The following is a 23360-nucleotide window of genomic DNA, read 5'->3' as shown; positions in this document are numbered from 1 at the left end:
TTTCAGCAATTACATCCCGCGATGAATTACTCGACTGCCAACACCTAAGCGACAGTCGAGCACCTGTGTTATTTTTTGCCTTTAGGGCTCTTAAGGTATTGAAAGAAGTCACTGTCGGGGTCAACCACCAACAAGTCATCTTTAGAGCTAAAACCGCTGCGATATGCATTGAGACTGCGCACAAAAGCATAAAACTCAGGGTCTTTACTGTAAGCCGCCGCATAGATAGCAGCTGCTTTAGCATCGCCTTCACCGCGAATACGCTCAGCATCGCGGAAAGCATTTGCCTCCAGCACCGCCTTTTGACGATCAGCATCAGCGGAAATCACTTCTGCCTGCTCTTTACCCTGAGAGCGATATTCACGCGCTTCTTTTTCACGGTCTGCAGACATACGATCAAATACCGAACGACTAACTTCAGACGGGAAATCAACACGCTTTACGCGAATATCTTTAACTTCAACACCCAGTAACTCCATGGCATCTTGGTTGATGCTATGCGTGATCTCACTCATCAACTCATCGCGCTTGCCCGACACTACATCATGCAAGGTGCGACGACCAAACTGGTTACGCAAACCATCAGCAACACGCTGCGTCAAACGGTTTTCCGCTGTAGCCTCATCACCCCCAGTTGCCTTGTAGTATGCCTCGACATCTTTCACACGCCATTTGATGTAGGAGTCAACTAACAGACGCTTATTCTCAACGGTAAAAAAGCTTTCCGTTGCCATATCCGCCGTTAACAAACGGCCATCAAACTTACGTACTTTTTCTGCAAAGGGAATCTTTATGTGCAAGCCCGGCGGCACATCAGCTTGCACCATACGACCAAAACGCAAGACGACTGCGCGCTCCATCTCAGTGACCACATAAAGACTATTGAGCATTATGACCAAGCCTAAAGCGAGAACAGCTAGGAAAAAAGAATTTTTAGTAGACATTAGCGTACCTCCCTGCGCACTGCAGGTCTGTTGGCTTCCACCGCTTGATTAGCGCGATTGGTATAAGCTTCTGCGGGTGTCATTTGCGTGCTGGTATCAACTGCCGCTCGGTTACCCATTTTATCCAATGGTAAATACAACATATTGTTGCCGCCTTTGACATCCACCATCACCTTGGAAGAGCGAGTCATGACACTCTCCATTGTATCGAGATACAAACGTTGACGCGTCACTTCGGGGGCACGCTTGTATTCCGTTAAGAGGCTTTCAAAACGATCAGCCTCACCATCGGCGCGGGCGACCACTTCAGCTTTATAGGCTTCAGACTCTTCGATTAAGCGCTGCGACTTACCGCGCGCCTCAGGGATAATGCCGTTAGCATAAGCCTGCGCCTGATTCTTCAAGCGGGTCTCATCTTCTTTCGCTTTAATCACATCATCAAAAGCAGCGCGCACTTCTTCTGGCGGGCGAGCCTCTTGAATATTCACGTTAATCACCTGAATACCAGACTTATAAGAGCGCAAATAATCCTGCAAGCGCTGTTTCACTTCCGCCGCAATTGCTTCGCGGCCTTCAGATAGCACTTGACTCAATTCTGTCGAACCCACCACGTGACGCACAGCGGAATCAGTCGCGTGACGCAAGCTCGCCTCTGGGTCGCGCACGTTAAGTACGAATTCTTTCACCTCATCGACGTTGTACTGCACAGTAATGGGCAACTCAACAATACTTTCGTCTTGCGTCAGCATCAAACCTTTCGATTGGTATTGACGTGCGGCCGTGACGTTAACGATCGATACTTGCTCAGCCAAAGGCCAGCGCCAATTCAAACCAGCACCCTTAATTTCAGAGAAGGCACCGAAACGTAGCACCACTGCACGCTCTTTGGTATCAACCTGATAAAAGCCCACGCCCGCATAAATAAAGGCCAAAACTACCAAAGCAATGGCAAACAAGGGCCCCAAGCTGCCACCACCGGAGGAAGAACCACCGCCGGAACCACCACCAAAAATACCACTAAGCTTGTCTTGAAACTTTTTAAAGGCCTCATCTAAATCTGGCGGGCCATCGTTGCTATTGCCGCCACCGCGACCGCCCCATGGGTCTTTATCTTTTCCCGGTTCATTCCAGGCCATAATCGTTCTCCAGCGCTAAAGTTAATAATATATTGGGGATCATTCTGGCGTTTGCAACTCTCTAGGCGGCAAGTCTTCTGCCCACTCGAGCTGCTCAGCAGCGAGTGATGCGGTGCTGAGAATACGCAAAAAATCACTTTGCGGCACTCGCAGCTGCAACAAGCTAGCGCCATCGGCCCGATAATCTTCGTGAACAATTGCCTGCTGCGCATAAAGCATGGCGCGCAAGCGCCCCAATTCAGGGGCCAATATCAGTGTACCTGCAACAATTTCTTTGCCGAGTAATTCGGAAACTGCCTGTGCCAACAATTCGCAACCAGCGCCTGTTTGCGCCGACAGCCAAACTGCAGTGGGCTTTCCGCTCTCATCGCGCTCTACATGCGGGACGGTATCTTCAAGCAAATCAACCTTGTTGTATACCTTCAGTTGCGGCAACTCTGCAGCGCCAATTTCAGCCAACACCAAGTCCACTTGCTCAATGTTATACAAGCGCTCTTCCGCTGCGGCATCAATAATGTGCAGAAGCAAGGTTGAGTTACTCGCCTCTTCTAGGGTTGCGCGAAACGCCTCTACCAACCGATGCGGCAAATGACTGATAAAACCTACCGTGTCAGCCATCACCACAGCGCCGACATCCGCCAACTCAATGCGGCGCATGGTCGGGTCGAGGGTCGCAAACAATTGATTTTCAGCGTAGACATCCGCGCCAGTTAAAAAATTAAACAGCGTCGACTTACCCGCATTGGTATAACCCACGAGGGATACCGTTGGTATGGCAGCGCGCTGACGCGAACGCCGCCCCTGCTCGCGCTGGGAGCGCACTTTTTCCAAGCGCTGCTCAATTTGAACTATACGTCCGCGCAGCAAACGACGATCTGTTTCTAGTTGAGTTTCACCTGGGCCGCGCATACCTATGCCGCCTTTTTGGCGCTCTAGATGCGTCCATCCGCGAATCAAACGCGTAGCGCTGTGGCGCAACTGCGCCAACTCAACTTGCAGCTTGCCTTCAAAGGTGCGCGCGCGCTGTGCGAATATATCGAGAATTAAGCCCGTCCGATCAAGCACGCGGCATTGCAGAACCGCTTCAAGATTGCGCTCCTGACTTGGAGTAAGTGTGTGATTAAAAATCACTAATTCGGCGTGATGTTCAGCCACTGCTTGTTGCAGCTCTTGCAACTTGCCTGTGCTGATAAAAAATTTAGCGGTGGGTTTGGCGCGCTGTGCCGTTATAAAAGCCACAGGGTCGCCGCCAGCGGATAACACCAGCTCTTCGAATTCACGGGGATCTTCGGCATCTTGGCCGTAAGCTAAATTCAGGTGAACTAGCACAGCCAGTTCACCTGATTCGGGACGATCAAAAAACAATTAGCGACCTCGAGGTAGTATCAATGTTTTGATAGATTACTCGGCCTGATCGTCTTCTTCGCTTTCGGTGCCGTCAGCTTCATTCAACAGCGGAACACGTACCGCACGAGAGGGGACTACTGTGGAGATAGCATGCTTGTAAACCATTTGGCTTACGGTGTTTTTCAACAGCACGACAAACTGATCAAATGACTCAACCTGACCCTGTAACTTGATGCCATTTACTAAATAAATGGAAACAGGCACGCGCTCTTTGCGCAGGACGTTCAGGTAAGGGTCTTGTAAACTATGCCCTTTTGACATGTTTATTCTCCTCGGGACAATAAAAAACTACAAAGTTTACCCACCTAAGTCTCCTTTTACTTCCGAAGGAGGGGGTGGAACAAAAGCATGAAAAACTGACTAGGTATCTCACTATGGCATTATATGGCCCTAGCGCCTATAAAATTCAAGGCACAAAGCACAATTTCTTCCTTTGTGAGCGAAATACCCTGCTCATTTTCCGTGTATACCCATTGTAGATCACTATTTGCACTTGTCGACCAACCGCGCAACCACGTAAATTGACGTTTAGCTAATTGGCGCGTGGCGATAATCCCGCGCTCAATCATCTCCTCGTAACTTAATGCGCCATTTAAATATTCCCACGCTTGACGATAACCCACTGCGCGGATCGCAGGCAAGGCGTCATGCAAATCGTGACGACTATGGAGTAACTTCACCTCGTCAATAAAACCTGCTGCCAGCATATTGTGAAATCTCTGCGCGATACGCTCGTGCAAAATGGTGCGATCGCGCGGTGCAATCGCCAACTGACAAACATTAAAACGATCGGTAAAAGGCTGAGGCTGACTTTGCGTCTGCTGCGCCCGCAACTGCGCCATGGTGACGCCACTGACGCGATAAACCTCTAAGGCACGACTTAAACGCTGCGAGTGATTGGGGTGAATTTCTGCTGCCGTTTGCGGGTCAACCTCAGCCAACAGTTGATGAATATGAGGCCAGCCATGCTCTGCAGCCTCTGCTTCAATTTGTGCGCGCACGTCGGCATTTGCTTCAGGCATTTGCGCTAAACCTTCGAGCAAGGCTTTGAAATAGAGCATGGTGCCGCCCACCAAGAGCGGAATCTTACCCGCGGTGTGAATAGCGGCGATCTCACGCTCCGCATCCGCGCAAAAATCTGCAGCCGAATAGGGCTGCGCAGGATCGCGAATATCCAGCAGTCTATGAGGCGCGGCGGCCTGCTCTGCAGCGGTAGGTTTAGCCGAACCTATATCCATGCCGCGATACACCAGCGCAGAATCGACACTGATGATCTTCAATGGCAGCTGTTGGCACAAGGCAATCGCCAAATCGGTTTTGCCTGCAGCGGTAGGGCCCATTAAAAAAATAACCCTTGGCCGATGATTGCTCACTAACACCTCTGTTAAGGCCTAGCCTTAAAAATAAAAGACGGAAATGATAGCACTTACCACCTAATCGCGCTTAGTGGATAGCTTTGTGACGGTGCACATGCGGTAGCGCAATCAGTACACCTTGCCAGCTAGTACGCCAAAGCCTAGACCCTGCGCGATGGTATTGGTGGCATGCTCAACTAGCAGCGGTCGAGCCAAGAGTGTGCCAATGGTTGACGCCCTTAGGCGGTTGTTAGTTGTGCCCTGGCCCCGCCATAACGAAGTCAGCAGTGGCTGGATATATCCAACGCTACTGCGCAGCTAATGAAGCCGAACACAGTACACAGGGGGCGACGAACAACAATGCTTAGAGCAAGGGAATTCACATGGGCTGACACAAGCTCAGCTGCTGACAATCAAGCAGCTCTCACAGTCATATCAGGCTTAAATCAGTAGCTCACAGGCGACGCGCTAAATATCTAGGTGCCGTGAGTCATTGCTGCTAAAAATACAACCCACCTTCCCCCCGGGCGATGCAAGTTTCCCCGGGGGCTTTTTGTTGACGGAGGCTAATTTTGTTTGTACAAAACGTCGTAATGCGTCTCGGCAATCATGGAACTTTTCACCTGAAGCTACTTGATATGGTGCTAATGTGGGCTAAAGTTTGTAAACGGTTTCCTTGGTTGCGCCAAGGCTTGCGACTGCGGTGATTATTTTGGTTCTTGAGAGGACTGCTGCGGTCTAGCATTGGTTTTTCAATGTATTCATATCGTATGTGTTTTATTTTGGGTTGTTATTAAGGATACCTGCTTCCCCCCATAGACTATTTAACTGGGCTATTTCATGTTCTCTCCTCGATTCTATTGTTTAATCCGCGCGCTGTTATTTGCCTTGTTATCTTGGCCGCTTTCTTTGACGGCGGCGGTCACCGGGGAAATCACCTTTTACGTCAATCGTGTCGATTTGGTCGCCAATGGCAACTACGCGCGCTGGGCCAAAGAGTTTCAGGCGCAGCACCCGGGGGCTAGCGTAAAGGTGCAGGGTATCGCCGATTATGAAGTAAGTATGCCCAAGCGTTTTGAAGCGCGCAGCTATGGCGATGTGATGTTGGTGCCGCGCGACATGCCCAAACAAACCTACCCAAAATATTTTGTTCCGCTCAATGATTTAGCCTTAGGTGAGAGTATTTATTTTGCTAAAAACTGGGAGTACGAAACTCAGCAGTACGCTTATACACAGGGCGTTATCGCTGAGGGGTTGGTGTACAATAAAAAAATATTTGACGATGCAGGCATTAACAACCTACCCAAAACTCTTAATGAACTTTTGGCAGTGGCGCAGCAATTAAAAACCAAAGGCAAGGTACCCATAGCACTTAATTTGGGAGCCGCTTGGCCACTGCAACAGTGGGATAAGTCAGTGATGGCGCTGGCCAATGACGGCGATTACTTTGCCAAAATGATTACCGATGCCCAACCCTTTTCGGCGGGAAAACCCTATTATCAATCCCTAAGTATTGCGCATAAATTATTTTCCTCTGGTTACAGCGAAGCCGACTTCATTGGCAACAATTGGGAGGCATCCAAACAGAATTTTATTAAAAATAAAACCGCTATGTTTTATTTAGGCAACTGGGTTATTCCACAGTTAATCGAGTCAGGGATGCGCTCTCAAGACATAGGTTTCATTCCATTCCCACTCGACAATGCCAGCCCCACTAAAGCAGTACTTAATTTTGATTGGGGGATGGCGGTAAGTCGCTACTCCAAAAATCAGGAGACGGCTAAGGCCTGGATAAAATTCATTATCACCCAGTCAGATTTTGCCGATGTGGCGGGTTTTATTCCCACAGCCAAGGAGCGCTCATCCAGCCTGCCGCAGTTAAAAGAATATATGTCTTTTGAACCATTAATGATTCAAGCCGCGCCCGAGAGCAATGACTTTATTCGCATGGCAAATAAGGCGGGCATGGATTACATGAGCGGTAACTACATTCGCAATATTCTGCTCAGCCCTGACTTTGCGGGCAGTATGAATTATTGGAACAAGCGCTGGCGTCAGGCGAAAGAAAATTTTAGGAGCGGGCAATAACATGAACTTAAAACTTTCTATAGTCACACAGGTTATTTTTGGCTTTGCCATTTTGCTATTACTGCAATTGGTGTTGGCGGGATTTAGTGTTAGTAGCCAAAAGCATTTGTCGGGCAATATGGAATTATCGGCGGGCATGGTGGCGCCGCTGTTACAATCCAGCGCACTGCTCACCCAAAATTTACAGGGCGCTGCTCAAGCGGTTAGCCAGCACGCTGCCGAGCATGATTTAGGGCGCTTAAAGACGATTGAAAGCAAATACAACGACTATAAAGACGCCTACCACAAAGAGGTCAAGTGGGCCGAAGAGTTGGCCGAAGACACCAAAGTTATTGCGGGCATGATGAGCTCCCTCAAAGGTGCTACGGAAAAAACCTTTGAGTTGTCGGCGGCGCATTTAATCGCTCACAAAAAATTATTGGAAACGGTGGAGGCGGAATATCAAGCACTACGTCAGTTTGAAGATAAGTGGCAATACTTTCCGGCGGAAATGAAAGACATTCGCTTCAACATGGCCGATGCGGATATGAATTCCCAGTGGCTCCTGGCTTCGCTTGAGCAGGACGCCAATGAAGCCTCGGCCGCGCTTAGCCGCGTACCCGCTATTCGCGATGAGCAAAGCCTACAGGAAGTGGAACAGGAGCTGCACTATTTCTGGGTCAATATCGACAAAAAGTTCTCTATATTGGCGAGTCTATTTCCCGCCGTAGCCAAACCCTTAGCCGCTTCGGTTGACATTCTGAAATACCATATCACGGGCGGCAGCGGCGTATTAACCCAGCAACAGGAACGCTTAAAAGCGGAAACTGAAAGTCGTAAACTCTTGCAAGAGCTGGTGTCATATTTGGATGGCAGCATGCAAAAACTTGCGCAGCTCAATAATCACTTAAAGGGTCTATCAGACAACTCAAACGAAACCACAAAGGCAGCGCTTAGTAGCGGCGGCAATACCATTTGGACTGTATTTTTTATCTCTCTTATTGTGGGCATAGGCGTAGCCGCCAAGGTAGTTGCTGGGGTGCGCAAGCCAATGGTACAGCTGGTGCGCCGCCTTGAAGCTTTAGCCGATAATAATTTAACTGATCGCTTCGAACGTTGCGAAGAGGGCGAGTTTGGCGAAATCTCTCACTCCCTCGATAAAGTAGTAAAAAGTTTAACCACCGTTATTCGCGAGTTAAAAAATCAGGGGCAAGGGCTTTTGGTAATGGCGGGAGACGCCAACCGAATTAGCGGTAACTCGCGCCATCAAATTGATGAGCAAAAAGCGCAGGCCGAAAGTCTTGCCTCAGCAGTCACCGAAATGGAACAAACCGCCCACGCGGTTGCTGGCAATGCGCGCGATACTAACTCGGTCGTGGGTGAAATCTACACCTCTACCAAAGAGGGACAGCTGGTGGTTAATCGCAATAAAGAATTAATTGGCGACCTAAATAACGAGCTAAATGAAGCGGGGCGAGTAGTGAATAGCTTGCGCCAAAGTTCCGACGGTATAGGCACCATAGTTTCAGTTATTAATGGAATAGCTCAGCAGACTAATTTGTTGGCGCTCAATGCGGCTATTGAGGCGGCGCGAGCAGGCGAGCAAGGTCGCGGGTTTGCGGTAGTGGCCGACGAAGTGCGCACCCTGGCTACTCAGACGCAAAAATCTACCGCAGAAATTTCTGACATGATTGAAAGCCTACAAGCCAGCGCGGTAAAAGCTACCAATATCATGGTGCGCAACCGCGAAGTGGCTAACGCCTGTGTGGAACAATCAGATTTAGCCAGCAATTCATTGCAGGGCATAGCCACAGGTTTGGATCGCATTAAAGACATGACCTCCGCCATTGCCCAAGCGGTGAGTGAACAGAGCAATGTTGCAACAGAATTGGCGCGCGGCGTAGTAAACATGTCTGATATTGCCGATCAAGTGCAGCGCGGAGCGATAGAGCTTGAGTCCTCTAGCAGCAAGTTGAATCAAATGGCTAAAGCCCAAGAGGGGCTTACGAAAACTTTTGTACTTAGCTAGATTAAATTTAAAGCAGTCACCGCAGGTGCACCTGCGTTTAAGCACATCACAAGACTGAAGTCACCAAAACCTCAACCTTATGATGTGCGACCTCCGTTTCAATTTGAGCAAGCACCTCGGTATCAGCTTCAGGCATTTGCGCCAAACCTTCGAGCAAGGCTTTGAAATAGAGCATGGTGCCGCCCACCAAGAGCGGAATCTTACCCGCGGCATGAATAGCGGCGATTTCACGCTCCGCATCCGCGCAAAAATCTGCAGCGGAATAGGGCTGCGCTGGATCGCGAATATCCAGCAGTCTATGAGGCGCGGCGGCCTGCTCTGCGGCGCTAGGCTTAGCCGAACCTATATCCATGCCGCGATACACCAGCGCGGAATCCACACTGATAATGTCTGCCGGCAAACGCTGGCAAAGGGCTATCGCCAAATCTGTTTTACCAGAGGCAGTGGGGCCCATTAAAAAAATGACAGAAGGTTTTTTTGGCGTGGATGTATTCGTGGTTACCGACATAATTTATTGACCGCGCATAAACATTTTGTCGAGTTCATCCAACGACTGCAGCAGCCAAGTAGGTCGCCCGTGATTACACTGACCGCTGCGCTCGGTGGCCTCCATGTCGCGCAACAGACCATTCATTTCAGGAATAGTGAGGCGACGATTGGCGCGCACCGAGCCGTGACAGGCCATAGTCCCGAGAATTTCATTGATGTGATGCTGAATGCGCTCACTGGTGCCGTGTTCAATTAAGTCCGAGAGCACATCGCGCACCAGCTGTTCGACTTTAGCGCGATTCAGCACTACCGGCACTTGACGAATCAATAACGTCTCCGGCCCTGCGCGCTGCAATTCAAAACCAAGGCTTTTAAAAATATCGGAAAAACTTTCTGCGCAGTCTGCTTCTTTTTCACTAAGTGCAACCGACTCAGGCACCAGCAGTGGTTGCGTTTGGATACCGCCACTGGCAAAGGATTCTTTCATACGCTCATAAGTGATGCGCTCGTGGGCAGCGTGCATATCCACGAGAATTAAGCCTTGGGCATTTTCCGCCAGAATATAAATCCCTTTAAGCTGTGCCAGCGCAAAACCGAGCGGTGGAATATCGTCACTCGCCGTTTCCGGCAGAGCTTGCGTAGAGTTGTGCAACTCGCCGTAGACCGCCAACTGCTCGCGCACTGTGTTTGGCTCAATACTGCGCGGTTGATAGCTGCTGCCATAACCGCCCTGAGAAAAACTATTTCCTGAAGCGTGACTTGCACCTTGAGATGGACGAAAACCGATGCTCTCCTGCCCCTTGAACTCACCCGCCGCCAAACCCTGCACGCTAGGTGTAGCCGCTAGGCTAAGCGCCGTAGGTTGTGGAGCATCGAGCAATTCACCCCCAGCGCCGATTTGCTGCCGAGCCAAGGTGTCCTCTGGGCGCACCTGCGCAAGGGCGCGATGCAAACTTGAATAGATAAAATCGTGCACGCTGCGACCATCGCGAAAACGCACTTCATGTTTGGTCGGGTGCACGTTCACATCAACTGTTGCTGGGTCGACTTCGAGATAAAGCACAAAAGCGGGATGACGACCGTGGTAGAGCACATCCTGATAGGCTTGCCGTACCGCATGGCCGACCAGCTTGTCGCGAATGGCGCGACCGTTTACATAAAAGTGTTGCAGGTCTGCCTGGCTGCGCGAAAACGTCGGCTGTGACACCCAGCCCCATAAGCGCAAGTTGCCGCGTTCAATATCCAAATGCAGCGCATTTTCCATAAATGCAGGGCCGCAGACTTGTGCTACGCGACGCTCCTGCTCCAGCTGCGTGTCGCCTGCGCGCCACGCGTGAATGGCGCGGCCGTTGTGGCGCAAGTTAAAGGCAACATCAAAGCGCGACAAGGCTAAGCGTTTTACGACATCTTCAAGATGGGTGTATTCAGTTTTTTCCGTGCGCAAAAATTTGCGGCGCGCAGGCGTGTTGAAAAATAAATCGCGCACCTCTACCGTTGTACCGCGCGGATGGGGCGCAGGGCTGAGTTGCGTTTCCATATCGCGCCCTTCGGCAACCACTTGCCAACCGGCGCTCTCTTCGTTGGTGCTGCTAATGAGCGCCAAGCGCGCCACTGAGCTGATACTTGCTAAGGCTTCGCCGCGAAAACCGAGCGTAGCGACGGCTTCTAAGTCATCTAATTCATAAATTTTACTGGTGGCGTGGCGACTGAGTGCCAGCGGGAGATCATCTTGTTCTATGCCGCCGCCGTTATCGCGCACGCGCATCAGCTTAATACCGCCCTCTTCCACATCGATATCCAACCGGGTCGCACCCGCATCCAAACTGTTTTCCAACAATTCTTTAATAACGGAAGATGGCCGCTCCACCACCTCACCGGCAGCTATCTGGTTGGCGAGGCGGGGGCTGAGTAATTTGATTTTGGACATGAGAAAAAAGTATCGCTGATAAATTAGGAAGCAGGAATTTTGATGGTTTGGCCGACTTTCACCACTGAGTTACTCATTCCATTGTGGCGCTGCAGCTGGACAACGCTTACGCCATAGCGGCTGGCAATAGCCGATAGGGTATCACCAGAGGAGACGCGATGCTCGCGCACCAGATTTTTAATGGTGCCCGATGCGACCTGCGCCGCAAAGAAAGTGCCTGCCGGCGGGTGCTGCACAAAGTATTGGCGCACACCCTGAAACACGGACTGGGCCATTTGCCGACGATAGGCAGGCGTGGCGAGTTTGCGCGACTCATCAGGGTTAGAGATAAACCCCGTTTCTACCAAGATAGAAGGCACGTCCGGCGACTTAAGCACCATAAAGCCGGCCTGCTCCACATGACGTTTATGCAGTGTCGCCACGCCGCTAATGGAACCCAGTACGTGGCTGGCGACTTGCAAGCTGGAGTTGAGCGTGGCGGTCATGGAGAGATCGACCAACACACCTGCCAATACCTGATCTTTATCGTCGAGGCTAATACTACCCACACCGCCAATTAAATCGGATTCATTTTCGCGCTGCGCCAAAAAGCGCGCGGTCTCGGAGGTGGCACCATTGCGCGAGAGTGCAAAAACCGAGGCCCCGCGCGCGCTGGGTTTGGTAAACGCATCTGCGTGAATAGAGATAAACAAATCAGCTTTCATGGCACGCGCAATATCGCGGCGCTTTTTCAAGGGAATAAAATAATCGCCACTGCGGGTAAGCTTGCCACTAAAACCGGGCTGCGCATTGATCGCAGCGATTAAGTCTTTGGCGATGGCGAGCGTCACTTCTTTTTCACGCAGACGATTAGGCCCCATGGCACCAGGGTCTTCACCACCGTGACCCGCATCTACCGCGATAACAATGGTGCGCTTTCCGGCATAATCAGATGCCGATTGCGTCGGCGTCGTCGCGCGCGCGTTAGCCATGGGCTCCATTTTCGCCCCAGTATTATTAGCCGCAATTGCACCACCCGTTTGCGCTATGACGGCAGTGGTGTTTGCCGCAACCTGCGCGCCAGTTAACGGCTGAGCGGTAGCGACGCTAGGCGCAGCCGCTAAGCGGGTAGATGGCTGGGGCTTGGAATCCGTAACGGTCGTATTCGCAGTGTTATTAGAGTTAGACGCAGCGGCGGGCACCTCATCATAAAGATCCAACACCAAACGATCATGTATGCCATTGCCCGCTTTAAGCGCAAAGCTATTGGGCGATACGCGGGTTTTTAAATCCAACACTAAGCGAAAATCATTGCCGTTTTGCACTGCGTGTCGCAGCGCACTAATGGGCGTATCCGCCAGTGGCAAGCTATTGAGCAACGCGGGGTTCAAGCTGGCATTTTTGATGTCGAGCACTATGCGCTCTGGGCTGGCGATTTGGATGAGGCTGTGCTGCACAGGGCCATCCAAGTCCAGCACTATGCGCGTGTGATCAGGCGCGCGCCAAACCCGCACACCATTGACCGTAGTCGCCTGCGCCGTGGCTGCGCCAAGTAACTCAATACTCAGCAGCAGGGCCAAACTTAATAGCACAGAAAACATGCGGGTTAATTGCATAGTCAAACTCAGTAACATGGTTGCAAACGGCTTAGCGCTGTTATTTATTGTAGACAAAGGTCACATATTTCCAGATTAAGTACGCACTCTACCTTAAAGGGCGCTTTTCACTCCACCACAATTGCCACCTTAGGGCCATCCAGCAGGGCTATATACTATGAAACAAGAGGCGACATCGGAGCCGCAGGGGGCAATCTATAGCATCAGCCGCCTGAACACAGACCAAAGCTAGTTCGATTAATGTGTTTATTGCGTCCGAAACTGTGAAACTGCCAAACTTATGCCAAGCTCAATGGTGTCATGATTCACCGCTATAAACGACTCACCCCTGTTCTTAATCCCTACTTTGGATCTCTGCATGCCGGCTTCCACCTTACAGCACCCTAAACGCCCTCGCTTTTTTGCCCATCACTTGAGCCTCGCCATCAATGGCCTATTGCTCGGCACTGCTTTAAGTGTACCGGCACAGGCGATTAGCTACGGCATTTACGATTCGCGCGGCCTTGCCATGGGCGGCGCAGCTGCAGCGGTGGGCACGCCCGCTCAGGCGGCCTTTTACAACCCCGCCCTGCTCTCTTTTCACGATGGAGAAGAGGAGGATTCACGGGATGGCCGCGTCTACGTACCCAATATTGTGGGACAAATTTCTAGTGCGTCAGAATCTGCCATAAACGCCATTGACGATGAGCTCGACTTGCAGCTCAGCAGCGCCGTGAATGAGTTCAATATCACCAACAGCACCGCGGCGGCGGGATCGGTATCCAACACATCCAAAGACCTGCGCGATATTCTTGATGACATTGCCAACCAAGATCTGCGCGTCGATAGTTTTATCGGCTTCAATATCAGTGAGCCCAGCCAGCGTGAAGGCGGTGCCTTTTATGTTGGGGTACGTCTTATAGGTGCGGGGCGCGCCAATGTCAGCGCTGAAGATCACGCGCTTCTCGATACCTACATTAGTGCAATGGACAGCTATGTTGCCAGCGGCGACTTAGCGCAAGTGAGCACCCAGTATCCAGGCTTAATCAACAGCGCGGGACAATTGATAGACCCTACCGACCAACTAAACTCCAATGCCGATATCAGCGCCCTCGTCATCAGCGAATGGGGCATGGCCATGGCCAAAGAATGGACCTTTTGGGGTCAAGGCATCTCCTTTGGCGTCACCCCCAAACTCATGCGTGTCGATGCGTTTCGCGATACGGCCGATTTCAACAGTTCCATCGATTCCGTCGATGCCGGCATCAATGAATTTGAAGACTCACAGCAAACCCACTACAGCTTTAACGCCGACCTCGGCATAGCCGCAACCATTGCCGAGCACTACCGCATTAGCTTTTCGCTCAAGGACGCCTTTGCCAAAACCTTCACCACTCACCAAGAGCCGGACCCCATCACCGGCATAGCGCCCCCCGATCTCAGCCTAAAGCTCAGCTCGCGCTCACGCATGGGCCTAGCCTATGTGCGCGAGGGCTTTAGCCTCGGGCTGGACTACGACCTCAGTGCCGCCGCGCCCATGGCGAACGAAGCTGAAACCCAAGAGCTAAGTTTTGGCGCTGAATACACAATATTGAGAGGCTTGGCATTGCGCGCTGGCTATCGCCAAGATCAAGTCGGCAATAGCGGTGCCATTAGCTCCTTTGGTATCGGCTATCAATGGCGGCGCATGGTGGTGGATATCGCCTACGCCAGCGGTAGTGAAGTGAAAGCGGGCGGGCTGCAATTAGGTTGGACATTTTAGCGCTTGGGATTTGCGCTGAAAGGAACAAAAGTGAAAGTGAACAAAGGCGCGCCTACTCGCACTTTTAAAACGTAGGCGCTTAGGCAATCAATTTGCCTATACCCCATCGACCGCATTTTCACGCCAGCTGTACACCAGTTTAAAGCTGCCCAAATTCGCGGCAGCTTGCTGCAAAATCGCGACATCTTGCTCGCCGCGCATACCACTAAACGCCAACACCAAACGCTCACCACTGGCGGTTTGGGCTTCCACACCGCCCAACCAACCAATATATTCTGGGCGCTGCAAGCCAATAGACTCTTCGTCAACTTGGCCGCTGTAGGCGAGGGTTTCATAGGTGCCGGTGGCATAACCGGTGAGCCATACTTGATGAGCTTTCTTCCACACTATCTGCGCTGTTTCACGCTGGCGCGGGGCATAGTCGCCAAAGAGACGCCCTGCCGAGTCGCCCGCCGCATTCATCATCGCCAGCGCACAGTTGCCGCGCGCTATCGCAAAGTCTTCAGGAACCAGAAGGTATTCAGGCAGCAACCGCGCTACCTCAGCAGCAATAGCGTGACTCAGTATTTGAAAATCAGTCGACATAAGTAGTCTCACGGTAGGCGAAGCCAAGGCTAAAAAGCCACATTGGACGCAAGTATGGCGCGACTCACTAAAAAACTGGCGACTATTAACATAACTTTTAACATGATGATGCCGCGCACTAGGTCGCGCTTAAAAACGACATGACAAACACCAAAGAGCAAATATCACCGGCCACAGAAAGAAAGTTAACCTAAGGGCTTATGTATTAACCGCTGGCGTTACCGTATTTAATGCAGAGGCCGCTAGCAGGCGGGCACCTAACACACCCGCGCGGCCATGAAGGCTGGTGGCAACGATAAAGTCTTGTACATTGTCAAGCACAGCCGCTGGCCCATAGCCCTGTAGCAGCTCCAAAAATTGTTGCTGAATCATGCCCAGCAGGCGCGGTTGCTGCATCACGCCCCCGCCTAAGACAATCTTTTCCGGTGCAAAACACTGGGTTAAATTAACGCAAAGTGCCGCCGCATAATAAGCCTGCATTAGCCAAGCGCAATGATCGGCAGGCAGTTTACTGGGCACCTGTTGCCAGCGCTGGGTTAATGCAGTCCCCGACGCTAAACCCTCCGCGCAGTTGCCGTGAAACGGGCAGCAACCCGCAAAACTATCCTGAGCCAAGGGAGGGATGAGTAAATGCCCGACTTCCGGGTGCGCGCGCCCCTGTAGTAGTTTTCCATCAACATAAATGCCCGCACCAATACCTGTACCAAAAGTGATATAGATTGCATGCTGACAACCTTGCGCGGCACCTTCAGCCAACTCTCCTAAAAGCGCGGCGTTCACGTCGGTTTCAAAACCGATGGGCACACCAAACTCGCGTGTAAAAAAATCCACTATGGGCGTATCGCGCCAACCCGCTTTAGGTGTGTGAGTGATGCAACCATAATTAGCCGCCGCAGGATTTAACTCCACCGGCCCAAAGCTGCCAATACCCATGGCAGCAAAAGCACCATGACGCGCACTGGCGGCGTTAAAAAAATCGCTGACCTGCGCCAGCGTGATGTTGGGTGCCTGCGTCGAAATCACTGCCTGCTCCAACACCGTTCCTGCACCTGTGACCAGCTCGCAATTAAACTTGGTGCCACCGGCTTCTATAACCGCTAGGAGCGGTGCAGTGGGGGATATTTTCGACATAGGACTACCTTTTACTCATGCCGCCATTGACGGCTTTCGATAACAAAAAAGCAAAAAAAAAGCAAAAAAAAGCCGCATAGACTTGGGGTAACCCCAAGCGTATGCGGCAAACTGCTAGAAACTATAACGCAGGCCTACCGACATAGAACGACCACTCACCGGACGAGCGCGAATCATGCTGCCTACTACCGCACTACCCTCTTCTGATTCAGTAATCACAAATTCATCAGTGAGATTATTCACATTCAGATTAGCGACCAATTGATCGCTGATTTCCCAGCTGCTGTAAAGGTTGATCAGGTTGTAACCTTTTTGCTTGAGGTCGTTGTTATCCTGCAGATAAAAATCAGTAGAACCTTGCAGTGCAACACCCAGGGTTAAACGATCGCGCTGAAACTCAGGGGAGATAGTCCAAATCAAGTCTGCTTGACGACGCGGCGTATTGCCAATCACGCTGGCATTTACTTGATCGGCGGTGATTTCCGCCTTCGACCAGGTTGCATTACCGCGCAGCGAGAAGTAATCGTTGATGGTGTACTTACCTTCAAACTCGATACCCGTCGCTTCGTATTCACGAATGAAGGTTTCGCCCGAGGTCACTTCCGCATTGGTTTCTTCGGTCACGGTATTGAACAGCGTGGCAAAGAATGACCAATCGCTCGCCAGCAGTTTGTAGCCCACTTCTACCTGAGTAACATTGTCATAACCATCGGTGGTTGAGCTTAGGCTGCCGTCGGCATTGAGTGAACCGGCCACTTGAGTTAAGCGATCCGCCACTGCGCGGCCACCATCGCTGTAACGCGCAAACACTGAAGAGTCATCATTCAACAAGAAAGTACCGCCCACAGAATAGGAGGTGTTATTTGCATCGTAGTTAACGCGCTGTACCGCTGCATTTTGCTCATTCAAAGCACGCACACCGCCGTTAATAAATCCGGCTGACGTGGCCTTGGCATTTTCCATTAAGGCATCCGAATCCAAACGGGTGATCACCCCATTTGCCACGCTGAAACTACCTATATTGCCATCGCCATTAAGGTCGCTAGACACATTGCCACCACAGCAACCGTCCATACGCTGACCGCGTGCCTGCACTTGGTCATAACGGGCGCTCACATCAAACGAGAACCGATCATTCACGTCCATCGCGACATTGATATAGGGTGCGCTGGTGGTGTACTCCAAATCCCAATCCCACGCGAGGAAACTCTGCGAGAGCGCGCCATTGTCGGCAAGTACCACATCAACCGTGTTGCCATTGGCATCTATGCCCGCACCATTGGCAACGTAATTAATATTCTCGCCACCGCTCAAGGTTTGCATGCGCGCATGCCAGCTTTCCCAGGCGGTATCTATGCTTTGCTGCGAGAAGTAATAACCGCCGGTGACGGTCACAGCATCAAACTGTTTAGACAGACGCAAGTCGTTAACTGTTAAACCCAAGTCTTCAAATTTGGTATCAAACTGTAAGTTGGTAAACGCTAGTTGATTCGGATTAGCAGCCGTGCCATTAACCATTGCAGTGACGCCGCCACTGCAATTAAGGCTTACGCCACCCACGCTCGCGCCATCGCAAAGTGCTGCGCCCTTGGCCGCGATAGTGTTTGTGCCACCGGCAAAGCCATCAGTAAAGGGGGAAATAAACCCGCCGCTCACACTAGAGGTGCGGAATTTATTGTTGATGAACACGCCATCCGCCAATTCTTGATCAAATTCAAAACCATAGGCGCGCACCTTAGACACTATACCGTCGCTGACAGAGCGTTCATGAGGCGTGCCATAGGCATCAAAGGTGGTGATATTAGCCGAGGCCGCACTTTGCAGGCCATCTTTACTCGCATCAAAACCCTCAACAGCACCATAGGAGCCGCCGCCGTTAACGCGCACCGGCGCTGGCAAATAGGTGGTCATTTTGTCATCGAGGTTTTTGACATAAACACGAAAGAAACCATTATCCAATTCTTTGGTGAGATTGAATTTAATCTGACCGCCGTCATCGCCATTAAAACCGGTTTCGCGCACGCCTTCGCCATTGCGATAAAAACCGCCGACATGGTAATAAATACTGTCAGTCAGCGAGCCGCCGTATTCAAAATCAGTGCGGAACTCGTTGTAATCAACCCCGGTAGAAACACCAAAACTACCGCCCTCTTCGCGCCCGGTTTTACTCAAAATATTGATAATACCGCCGGGGGAGTTACTGGCGAGAGTAGACGCCGAACCGCCGCGCACCGATTCAATCCGATTGACCGTAGCGTCAAAGCGCACAAAGTTATCCGCATTGCCGAAATTAATATCGCCGTATTCCAATACTGGCAAACCATCTTCGTGAATCTGCATGTATTTAGAACCCCCCGTCGCCAGCGGAATACCGCGAATGGTGATATTGGCATTGCCGCCACCGCCGGAGGATTCAGCGCGAATACCTGGCAAGGCGCGAAATACTTCGCCAATGGAGCGCGGGGCGACCTTTTCCACTTCTGCGGAGGGCATGGCACTCACTGAAATACTGGCGTTGATTTTATTGACTTGCTTACCGACCACACCGGTAACAATCATCTCTTCAGCCGCACCGGCCTCGTTCGCGAAGCTGGGTGCAGCCCAATAGCTAAAACCGGCAATCGCCAGCGCTAAGGGAGCTTTCAATAGTTGCTTGGAAGTTATACGCATCGTGTCTCTCCGGGTTATTGCTGTTATGAGTTCTGCGATCAAGTATTGCGTCTTGACTGGCACTAATTAAAGCACTGTGAATTAATAAGAGCAAGAGAAAATCGCATCACATTTAAATCCTTTAGGTATAAAAAGCGTTTTTTTGACAAGACCGGCTAGAAAAACCTCGATATGGCCCATTAGAACCATAGGCGATTCAAACTGAAATTGCCTATTTTAAAGCCAAAAAAAGAGGGGCAAGCCCCTCTTCTCATCGTCTTCAACCACAAGCTTAGAGCGACAAACTGCCATCTGCAGCCTGCATCAGCCGTATAGGGTCGCTAATGCTGCCGATGAATTGCCCTTGCGCATCGGTATTGAGAAAGCCCAGCAGATACCAATGGTCATCCGGCCCCTGCACCACGCGGCTGGCGTAGAGCCCAGCGCCCGCATGCCCTGCAACAAAGCCATTACCCAGCGTCTCCCAAGGGCCGAACATGGTGTCGGCAACAAAATAGGTTAAACCGGTTTGCGCCTCGCATTGAGGGTCAGCTAAACGTGCGGCTGAATGGAAACGCGTCGATACCGAGCAGAAGAGATAGTAGCGCCCGCCAATGTACTCAACCTGCGGCACCTCCATTTCACCAAACCAGCCCGGCGCCAAGAAGGGCTTTTGCACATCCCAATCGAGGAGGTTGCGCGACGTGGCATGGCCAATAGCGCCGCGCCCGTCAGGTGCGCCAGCATTGGTGCGGCAGGTGACCAGCATGTGGTAGAGATCCAGCGCGGGGTCTTTAAATACCCAGGGGTCACGCCAAGAGGCGTCGTGCCAGTAGGCCAGTTTGAGCCCGTCATACCAGCGCGAGTCCAGCTCCACATGGGGGTTATGGGCGCTCTTCTCCCACTGTATTAAATCTTTGGATGTGGCTTTGCAAACCCGCTGCACCAAACCTTTTTCGGCGCGCATGGTACCGGTGTAATACATGATCCATTCGTCTTGATGGCGGACAACACAGCCCGTCCAGGTGGTGTAGGAGTCCGGCGCCTCATCATTGCCAACACTGGGCGCCAGGGCGTCGGGCAAGATTTGCCAGCTGCGCAAATCCTGTGACACCGCATGACCGACGGACACATTCCAGTGGCGTAAATCGGGGTCACCTAGGGACTTATTCGCCTGCAGAAAAAACATGTGGTAGTCGGCACCGTCGCGCGCCAGCCAAAAATCCCACACCCATTTATCCTGAAGTTGCAGCATAGTCTTACCTCTTTATTTATTGATCGCCGCCGGTGAGCATGACGGCCTTGTCGGGTGAAAAGTGGGTGTAGAACGGCAGTATGGCGCCGCCCATTGCGCGCGCATCTACGCCAATTTTGCCGGGTAGAATCTCCGGTACAAATACCCCATTGGGCGGCAGGGCGGCAACGCTGAGCGCCACCGCATTCACTAGCTGCTTGCGCACGGCCGCAGGCAGGTTGCCATCGATAACCACAGCTTCCAAATCGAGCACACCTGTGGCCGAAAAAATCGCCATGCTGAGTGCATAGGCGCAATCAGCAATCCATTCATCCACCCATGCCTGAGCTGCCGGCAGCAGCTCAGGCAATTGCGAGATATTGGTAATCGCAAAACCATTGGCATTGAGATGACGGCGCAACACATAAATCGAAGCGCGGTCGGCAAGCGTCGTAAAACTGCCACTCAACGCGGGCGCAGAACTCAATTGCGAAGGGCTAACGGGCATGGACGCAAGCGCACCGGCATTGCCGTGCACACCCCGCTCTAGCTGCCCGTGGAGCACCACGCCGCCACCCACAAAGGTGCCCACAAAAATATAGAGGAAGTTGTTGATGCTCTTGCCCTGTCCAAATTGCAGCTCGGCAATCGCCGCGGCAGAGCAGTCATTTTCTAAGGCTATGGGCAAGTCGGTGCGCTGCGCTAATAGTTCTTCAAAGCGAATGCTATTCCAGCGCTCGGCCAAGGCGTCACTCATGTTGAGTTCGCGCGTCCAAGCACCCATAAACCAAGGCATAGCCAAACCCACGCCGAGCAGCCGCGAACGCTGTTCTAGCGACAGAGAAGCGCGCAAATAATCAATGCCCTGTTCGATTTTATCGAGTAAAAAATCTGGCTCAGGCACGGTGAACTCATGGGCGACTTTCCCAATAACGGTACCGCCAAAATCCATGAGCAATAACTGCACATCGCTGCGCCCTACATTGGCACCAATCGAATAGGCACCTTCAGGATTGATCGCGTACATAGTCGAGGGCTGGCCTAGACCGCGCTGCACCTTACCCATTTGCTGCACCAGCCCCGCCGCCTCCAAATCATCCACAATTCGCGTTACCGCTTGTGGGGTGAGCTGCGCTAAACGCGCCAACTCCAACTTAGAGGCCTGACCCAAACGGCGCAAAAAATCAATCAATACCCGCTCGTTGTAGCGGCGCAAACCGCTCGAATTACTGCCTTTACTCATAGGTCTTCACTCTATTATGTCCATAGTTGGGCAACCAAACACCTTGGGCAAATACTTACACCCACCCCTGCGCGCCTTACGATAAGTTTCTGTCACCGTCGGGAATCCACGGGAGCAACTTGCCGCACTTATATTATGCACAGATAAGCTTGACTTAATTAAACCACTGTGATTAATTAAGTCAAGCAGTTTTTAGCGCAAGTAACGGGCTAAAGCCCGCAAACAGAAGTTTACCGCGCCATAATAATCCCTGCGCCACAGAATAATCACGGAGACGTTTATGCCCAATAGCCCTCAACAACCCGTTGGCGCCCACAACCTAAAGCTCATTCGCTGGTTGACGTTTTTTATGTTCACCCTGTTTGCGCTCACGACGGATGCCGTCGGCGTGATTATTCCAGAGCTTATCAAGCTTTATGACCTGAACCTGACCCAAGCCAGCGCCTTTCACTATGCGCCCATGCTCGCCATAGCTTTCAGCGGCATAGCGCTCGGTTTTCTCGCCGACAGGATTGGGCGCAAGCGCACCATCATGCTGGGCTTAGGGCTTTTTGCACTGGCGTGCTTTCTGTTTTCTCAAGGCGACACCTTTGGCTTTTTTGTCTGCTTACTGCTGGTATCCGGCTGCGCCATCGGCATTTTTAAAACAGGTGCACTAGCATTGATTGGCGACATATCGACCAACACCCGCGAGCACACCGGCACCATGAATACGGTCGAGGGCTTTTTTGGCCTTGGCGCCATTATCGGCCCCGCCATAGTCACCTACTTACTCGCGCAAAATGTATCTTGGACCTATTTATACATAATCGCCGGTAGCCTCAGCTTGATTCTCATCGCCCTTGCCAGCCAAGTTGAATACCCACAAACGCTGAAAACTGCACCCACAGAAAAAGCCAGCCTCGGGCGCAGCCTTGCCATGCTTAAAAACCCCTATGCCCTGGGCTTCTCGCTAACAATCGCGCTCTATGTTGCCACTGAGGTGGCGATTTACGTGTGGATGCCAAGCTATTTACAAGACTATCAAGGCAGCTATGTCTGGCTTTCGGCCTACGCACTTTCGATCTTTTTTATATTGCGTGCGGGCGGCCGGTTTTTAGGCAGCTGGGTATTACAGCGCTATGATTGGACCAGCGTCATGCTCTGCTTCAGCGCTGCTATTTTTCTCTGCTTTCTTGGTAGCGCCATTTGGGGTGTTGATGCTGCAATCTATTTGCTGCCCGCGTCAGGCCTGTTTATGTCAATGATCTACCCTACCCTCAACTCCAAAGGCATAAGTTGTTTTGCGAAACATGAACACGGTACTGTGGCGGGAGTTATTTTATTCTTCACTGCGATAGCTGCCGCCCTAGGCCCATTGCTGATGGGGTTGGTGGGCGACTGGCTGGGCCATGTGCGCTACGGCTTTTACCTGGCGACCGGTTTTGCGGCGCTGCTCATGCTGGCGATGCTGTACAACTACTGGGCACACCCTGCCGCGCAGCGCTTGGCGGATCTGGATAATCAATAACACTGCAATAAAACAGCCTCCTCAAACGTCTATACAACGCTTATACCTTGCACTTGCCATAAGACTGCCTATCAATTGGCAGTCGCCACCAATCCAACATTCACACAATCACCACTCAGACAATATAGCGCCGGAGCGAGCCCCTCCCTCACCTCCTAAGCAGGTCTCAAAAGGCGAACATTTATTGACTCTTTAATACTCAAACCTTCAATTTGACACGCCCAACTGCTACATTGAGTGACATAAAAAAGACGAATGGGTCCTAACGACACAAATGACGATATACGAATAGCTAGCCTATTCGAAACTAGAAATATC

At 51.6% G+C, this 23360-nt stretch carries 16 protein-coding genes and 1 pseudogene; 4 read left to right on the top strand and 13 right to left on the bottom strand.

Features of this window, described 5'->3' with window-relative positions; translation table 11 throughout:
- Positions 1 to 68: 68 nt before the first annotated feature.
- The 5 genes from hflC to miaA (AC0KUT_RS03980) all read right to left on the bottom strand — a co-directional run bounded on the left by hflC (position 69) and on the right by miaA (AC0KUT_RS03980) (position 4827).
- Positions 69 to 944: a protease modulator HflC gene (gene hflC / locus AC0KUT_RS04000; RefSeq protein WP_488833692.1), complete on the bottom strand. Its 876-nt coding sequence runs from the start codon at positions 942 to 944 to the stop codon at positions 69 to 71.
- Positions 944 to 2080, bottom strand: a complete 1137-nt coding sequence (hflK, locus tag AC0KUT_RS03995; RefSeq protein ID WP_488833690.1) for an FtsH protease activity modulator HflK — start codon at positions 2078 to 2080, stop codon at positions 944 to 946. Before hflK ends, hflC begins: the two co-directional genes overlap by 1 nt.
- A gap of 39 nt (positions 2081 to 2119) precedes the next feature.
- Positions 2120 to 3445 carry a ribosome rescue GTPase HflX gene (gene hflX, locus AC0KUT_RS03990; protein ID WP_488833689.1) on the bottom strand — a complete coding sequence of 442 codons (1326 nt, stop codon included), beginning with the start codon at positions 3443 to 3445 and terminating at the stop codon, positions 2120 to 2122.
- A 36-nt stretch (positions 3446 to 3481) separates the two neighbouring features.
- Positions 3482 to 3748, bottom strand: a complete 267-nt coding sequence (gene hfq, locus AC0KUT_RS03985) for an RNA chaperone Hfq (RefSeq protein ID WP_488833687.1) — start codon at positions 3746 to 3748, stop codon at positions 3482 to 3484.
- 119 nt (positions 3749 to 3867) lie between these two features.
- The gene (gene miaA, locus AC0KUT_RS03980; protein ID WP_488833686.1) at positions 3868 to 4827 is read right to left on the bottom strand and encodes a tRNA (adenosine(37)-N6)-dimethylallyltransferase MiaA; all 960 of its coding nucleotides are present in this window, start codon (positions 4825 to 4827) and stop codon (positions 3868 to 3870) included.
- An 855-nt stretch (positions 4828 to 5682) separates the two neighbouring features.
- Here miaA (AC0KUT_RS03980) and AC0KUT_RS03975 point away from each other — a divergent pair.
- On the top strand, positions 5683 to 6930 hold the full coding sequence (locus AC0KUT_RS03975) for an ABC transporter substrate-binding protein (RefSeq protein WP_488833684.1): 1248 nt from the start codon (positions 5683 to 5685) through the stop codon (positions 6928 to 6930).
- 1 nt (position 6931) lies between these two features.
- The gene (locus tag AC0KUT_RS03970; RefSeq protein WP_488833682.1) at positions 6932 to 8938 is read left to right on the top strand and encodes a methyl-accepting chemotaxis protein; all 2007 of its coding nucleotides are present in this window, start codon (positions 6932 to 6934) and stop codon (positions 8936 to 8938) included.
- Between the two features lie 91 nt (positions 8939 to 9029).
- On the opposite strand, the pseudogene miaA (AC0KUT_RS03965) reads toward AC0KUT_RS03970, so the two are convergent.
- From miaA (AC0KUT_RS03965) to AC0KUT_RS03955, 3 genes and pseudogenes are all read right to left on the bottom strand, one after another.
- A pseudogene (miaA, locus tag AC0KUT_RS03965) lies at positions 9030 to 9446 on the bottom strand (tRNA (adenosine(37)-N6)-dimethylallyltransferase MiaA); the annotation flags it as partial.
- Between the two features lie 3 nt (positions 9447 to 9449).
- Entirely contained in the window at positions 9450 to 11354 is a 1905-nt protein-coding gene (gene mutL, locus AC0KUT_RS03960) for a DNA mismatch repair endonuclease MutL (RefSeq protein WP_488833680.1), read from the bottom strand.
- A 23-nt stretch (positions 11355 to 11377) separates the two neighbouring features.
- Positions 11378 to 12949, bottom strand: coding sequence for an N-acetylmuramoyl-L-alanine amidase (locus AC0KUT_RS03955; RefSeq protein WP_488833678.1), 1572 nt, complete (start codon positions 12947 to 12949; stop codon positions 11378 to 11380).
- Between the two features lie 358 nt (positions 12950 to 13307).
- Here AC0KUT_RS03955 and traF point away from each other — a divergent pair, with 358 nt between their 5' ends.
- Positions 13308 to 14690: a conjugal transfer protein TraF gene (gene traF, locus AC0KUT_RS03950; RefSeq protein WP_488833676.1), complete on the top strand. Its 1383-nt coding sequence runs from the start codon at positions 13308 to 13310 to the stop codon at positions 14688 to 14690.
- 96 nt (positions 14691 to 14786) lie between these two features.
- Here the strand turns inward: traF and AC0KUT_RS03945 are convergent, their stop codons facing one another.
- From AC0KUT_RS03945 to AC0KUT_RS03925, 5 genes are all read right to left on the bottom strand, one after another.
- Positions 14787 to 15275, bottom strand: coding sequence for a hypothetical protein (locus AC0KUT_RS03945; protein WP_488833675.1), 489 nt, complete (start codon positions 15273 to 15275; stop codon positions 14787 to 14789).
- A 198-nt stretch (positions 15276 to 15473) separates the two neighbouring features.
- On the bottom strand, positions 15474 to 16406 hold the full coding sequence (locus AC0KUT_RS03940; protein ID WP_488833674.1) for an ROK family protein: 933 nt from the start codon (positions 16404 to 16406) through the stop codon (positions 15474 to 15476).
- A gap of 114 nt (positions 16407 to 16520) precedes the next feature.
- Positions 16521 to 19076, bottom strand: a complete 2556-nt coding sequence (locus AC0KUT_RS03935) for a TonB-dependent receptor domain-containing protein (protein ID WP_488833672.1) — start codon at positions 19074 to 19076, stop codon at positions 16521 to 16523.
- Between the two features lie 271 nt (positions 19077 to 19347).
- The gene (locus AC0KUT_RS03930) at positions 19348 to 20310 is read right to left on the bottom strand and encodes a hypothetical protein (RefSeq protein ID WP_488833671.1); all 963 of its coding nucleotides are present in this window, start codon (positions 20308 to 20310) and stop codon (positions 19348 to 19350) included.
- A 16-nt stretch (positions 20311 to 20326) separates the two neighbouring features.
- Positions 20327 to 21532 carry an ROK family protein gene (locus tag AC0KUT_RS03925; protein ID WP_488833670.1) on the bottom strand — a complete coding sequence of 402 codons (1206 nt, stop codon included), beginning with the start codon at positions 21530 to 21532 and terminating at the stop codon, positions 20327 to 20329.
- 280 nt (positions 21533 to 21812) lie between these two features.
- Between AC0KUT_RS03925 and AC0KUT_RS03920 the strand changes: the two genes are divergently transcribed.
- Positions 21813 to 23042, top strand: coding sequence for an MFS transporter (locus tag AC0KUT_RS03920; RefSeq protein ID WP_488833669.1), 1230 nt, complete (start codon positions 21813 to 21815; stop codon positions 23040 to 23042).
- The last annotated feature ends 318 nt before the right edge of the window (positions 23043 to 23360 follow it).

Source organism: Cellvibrio sp. 25HG11W-0 (assembly GCF_057815475.1).
Note: the sequence above shows the minus strand (reverse complement) of the source record. Positions and strands in the feature narration are given on the sequence as shown.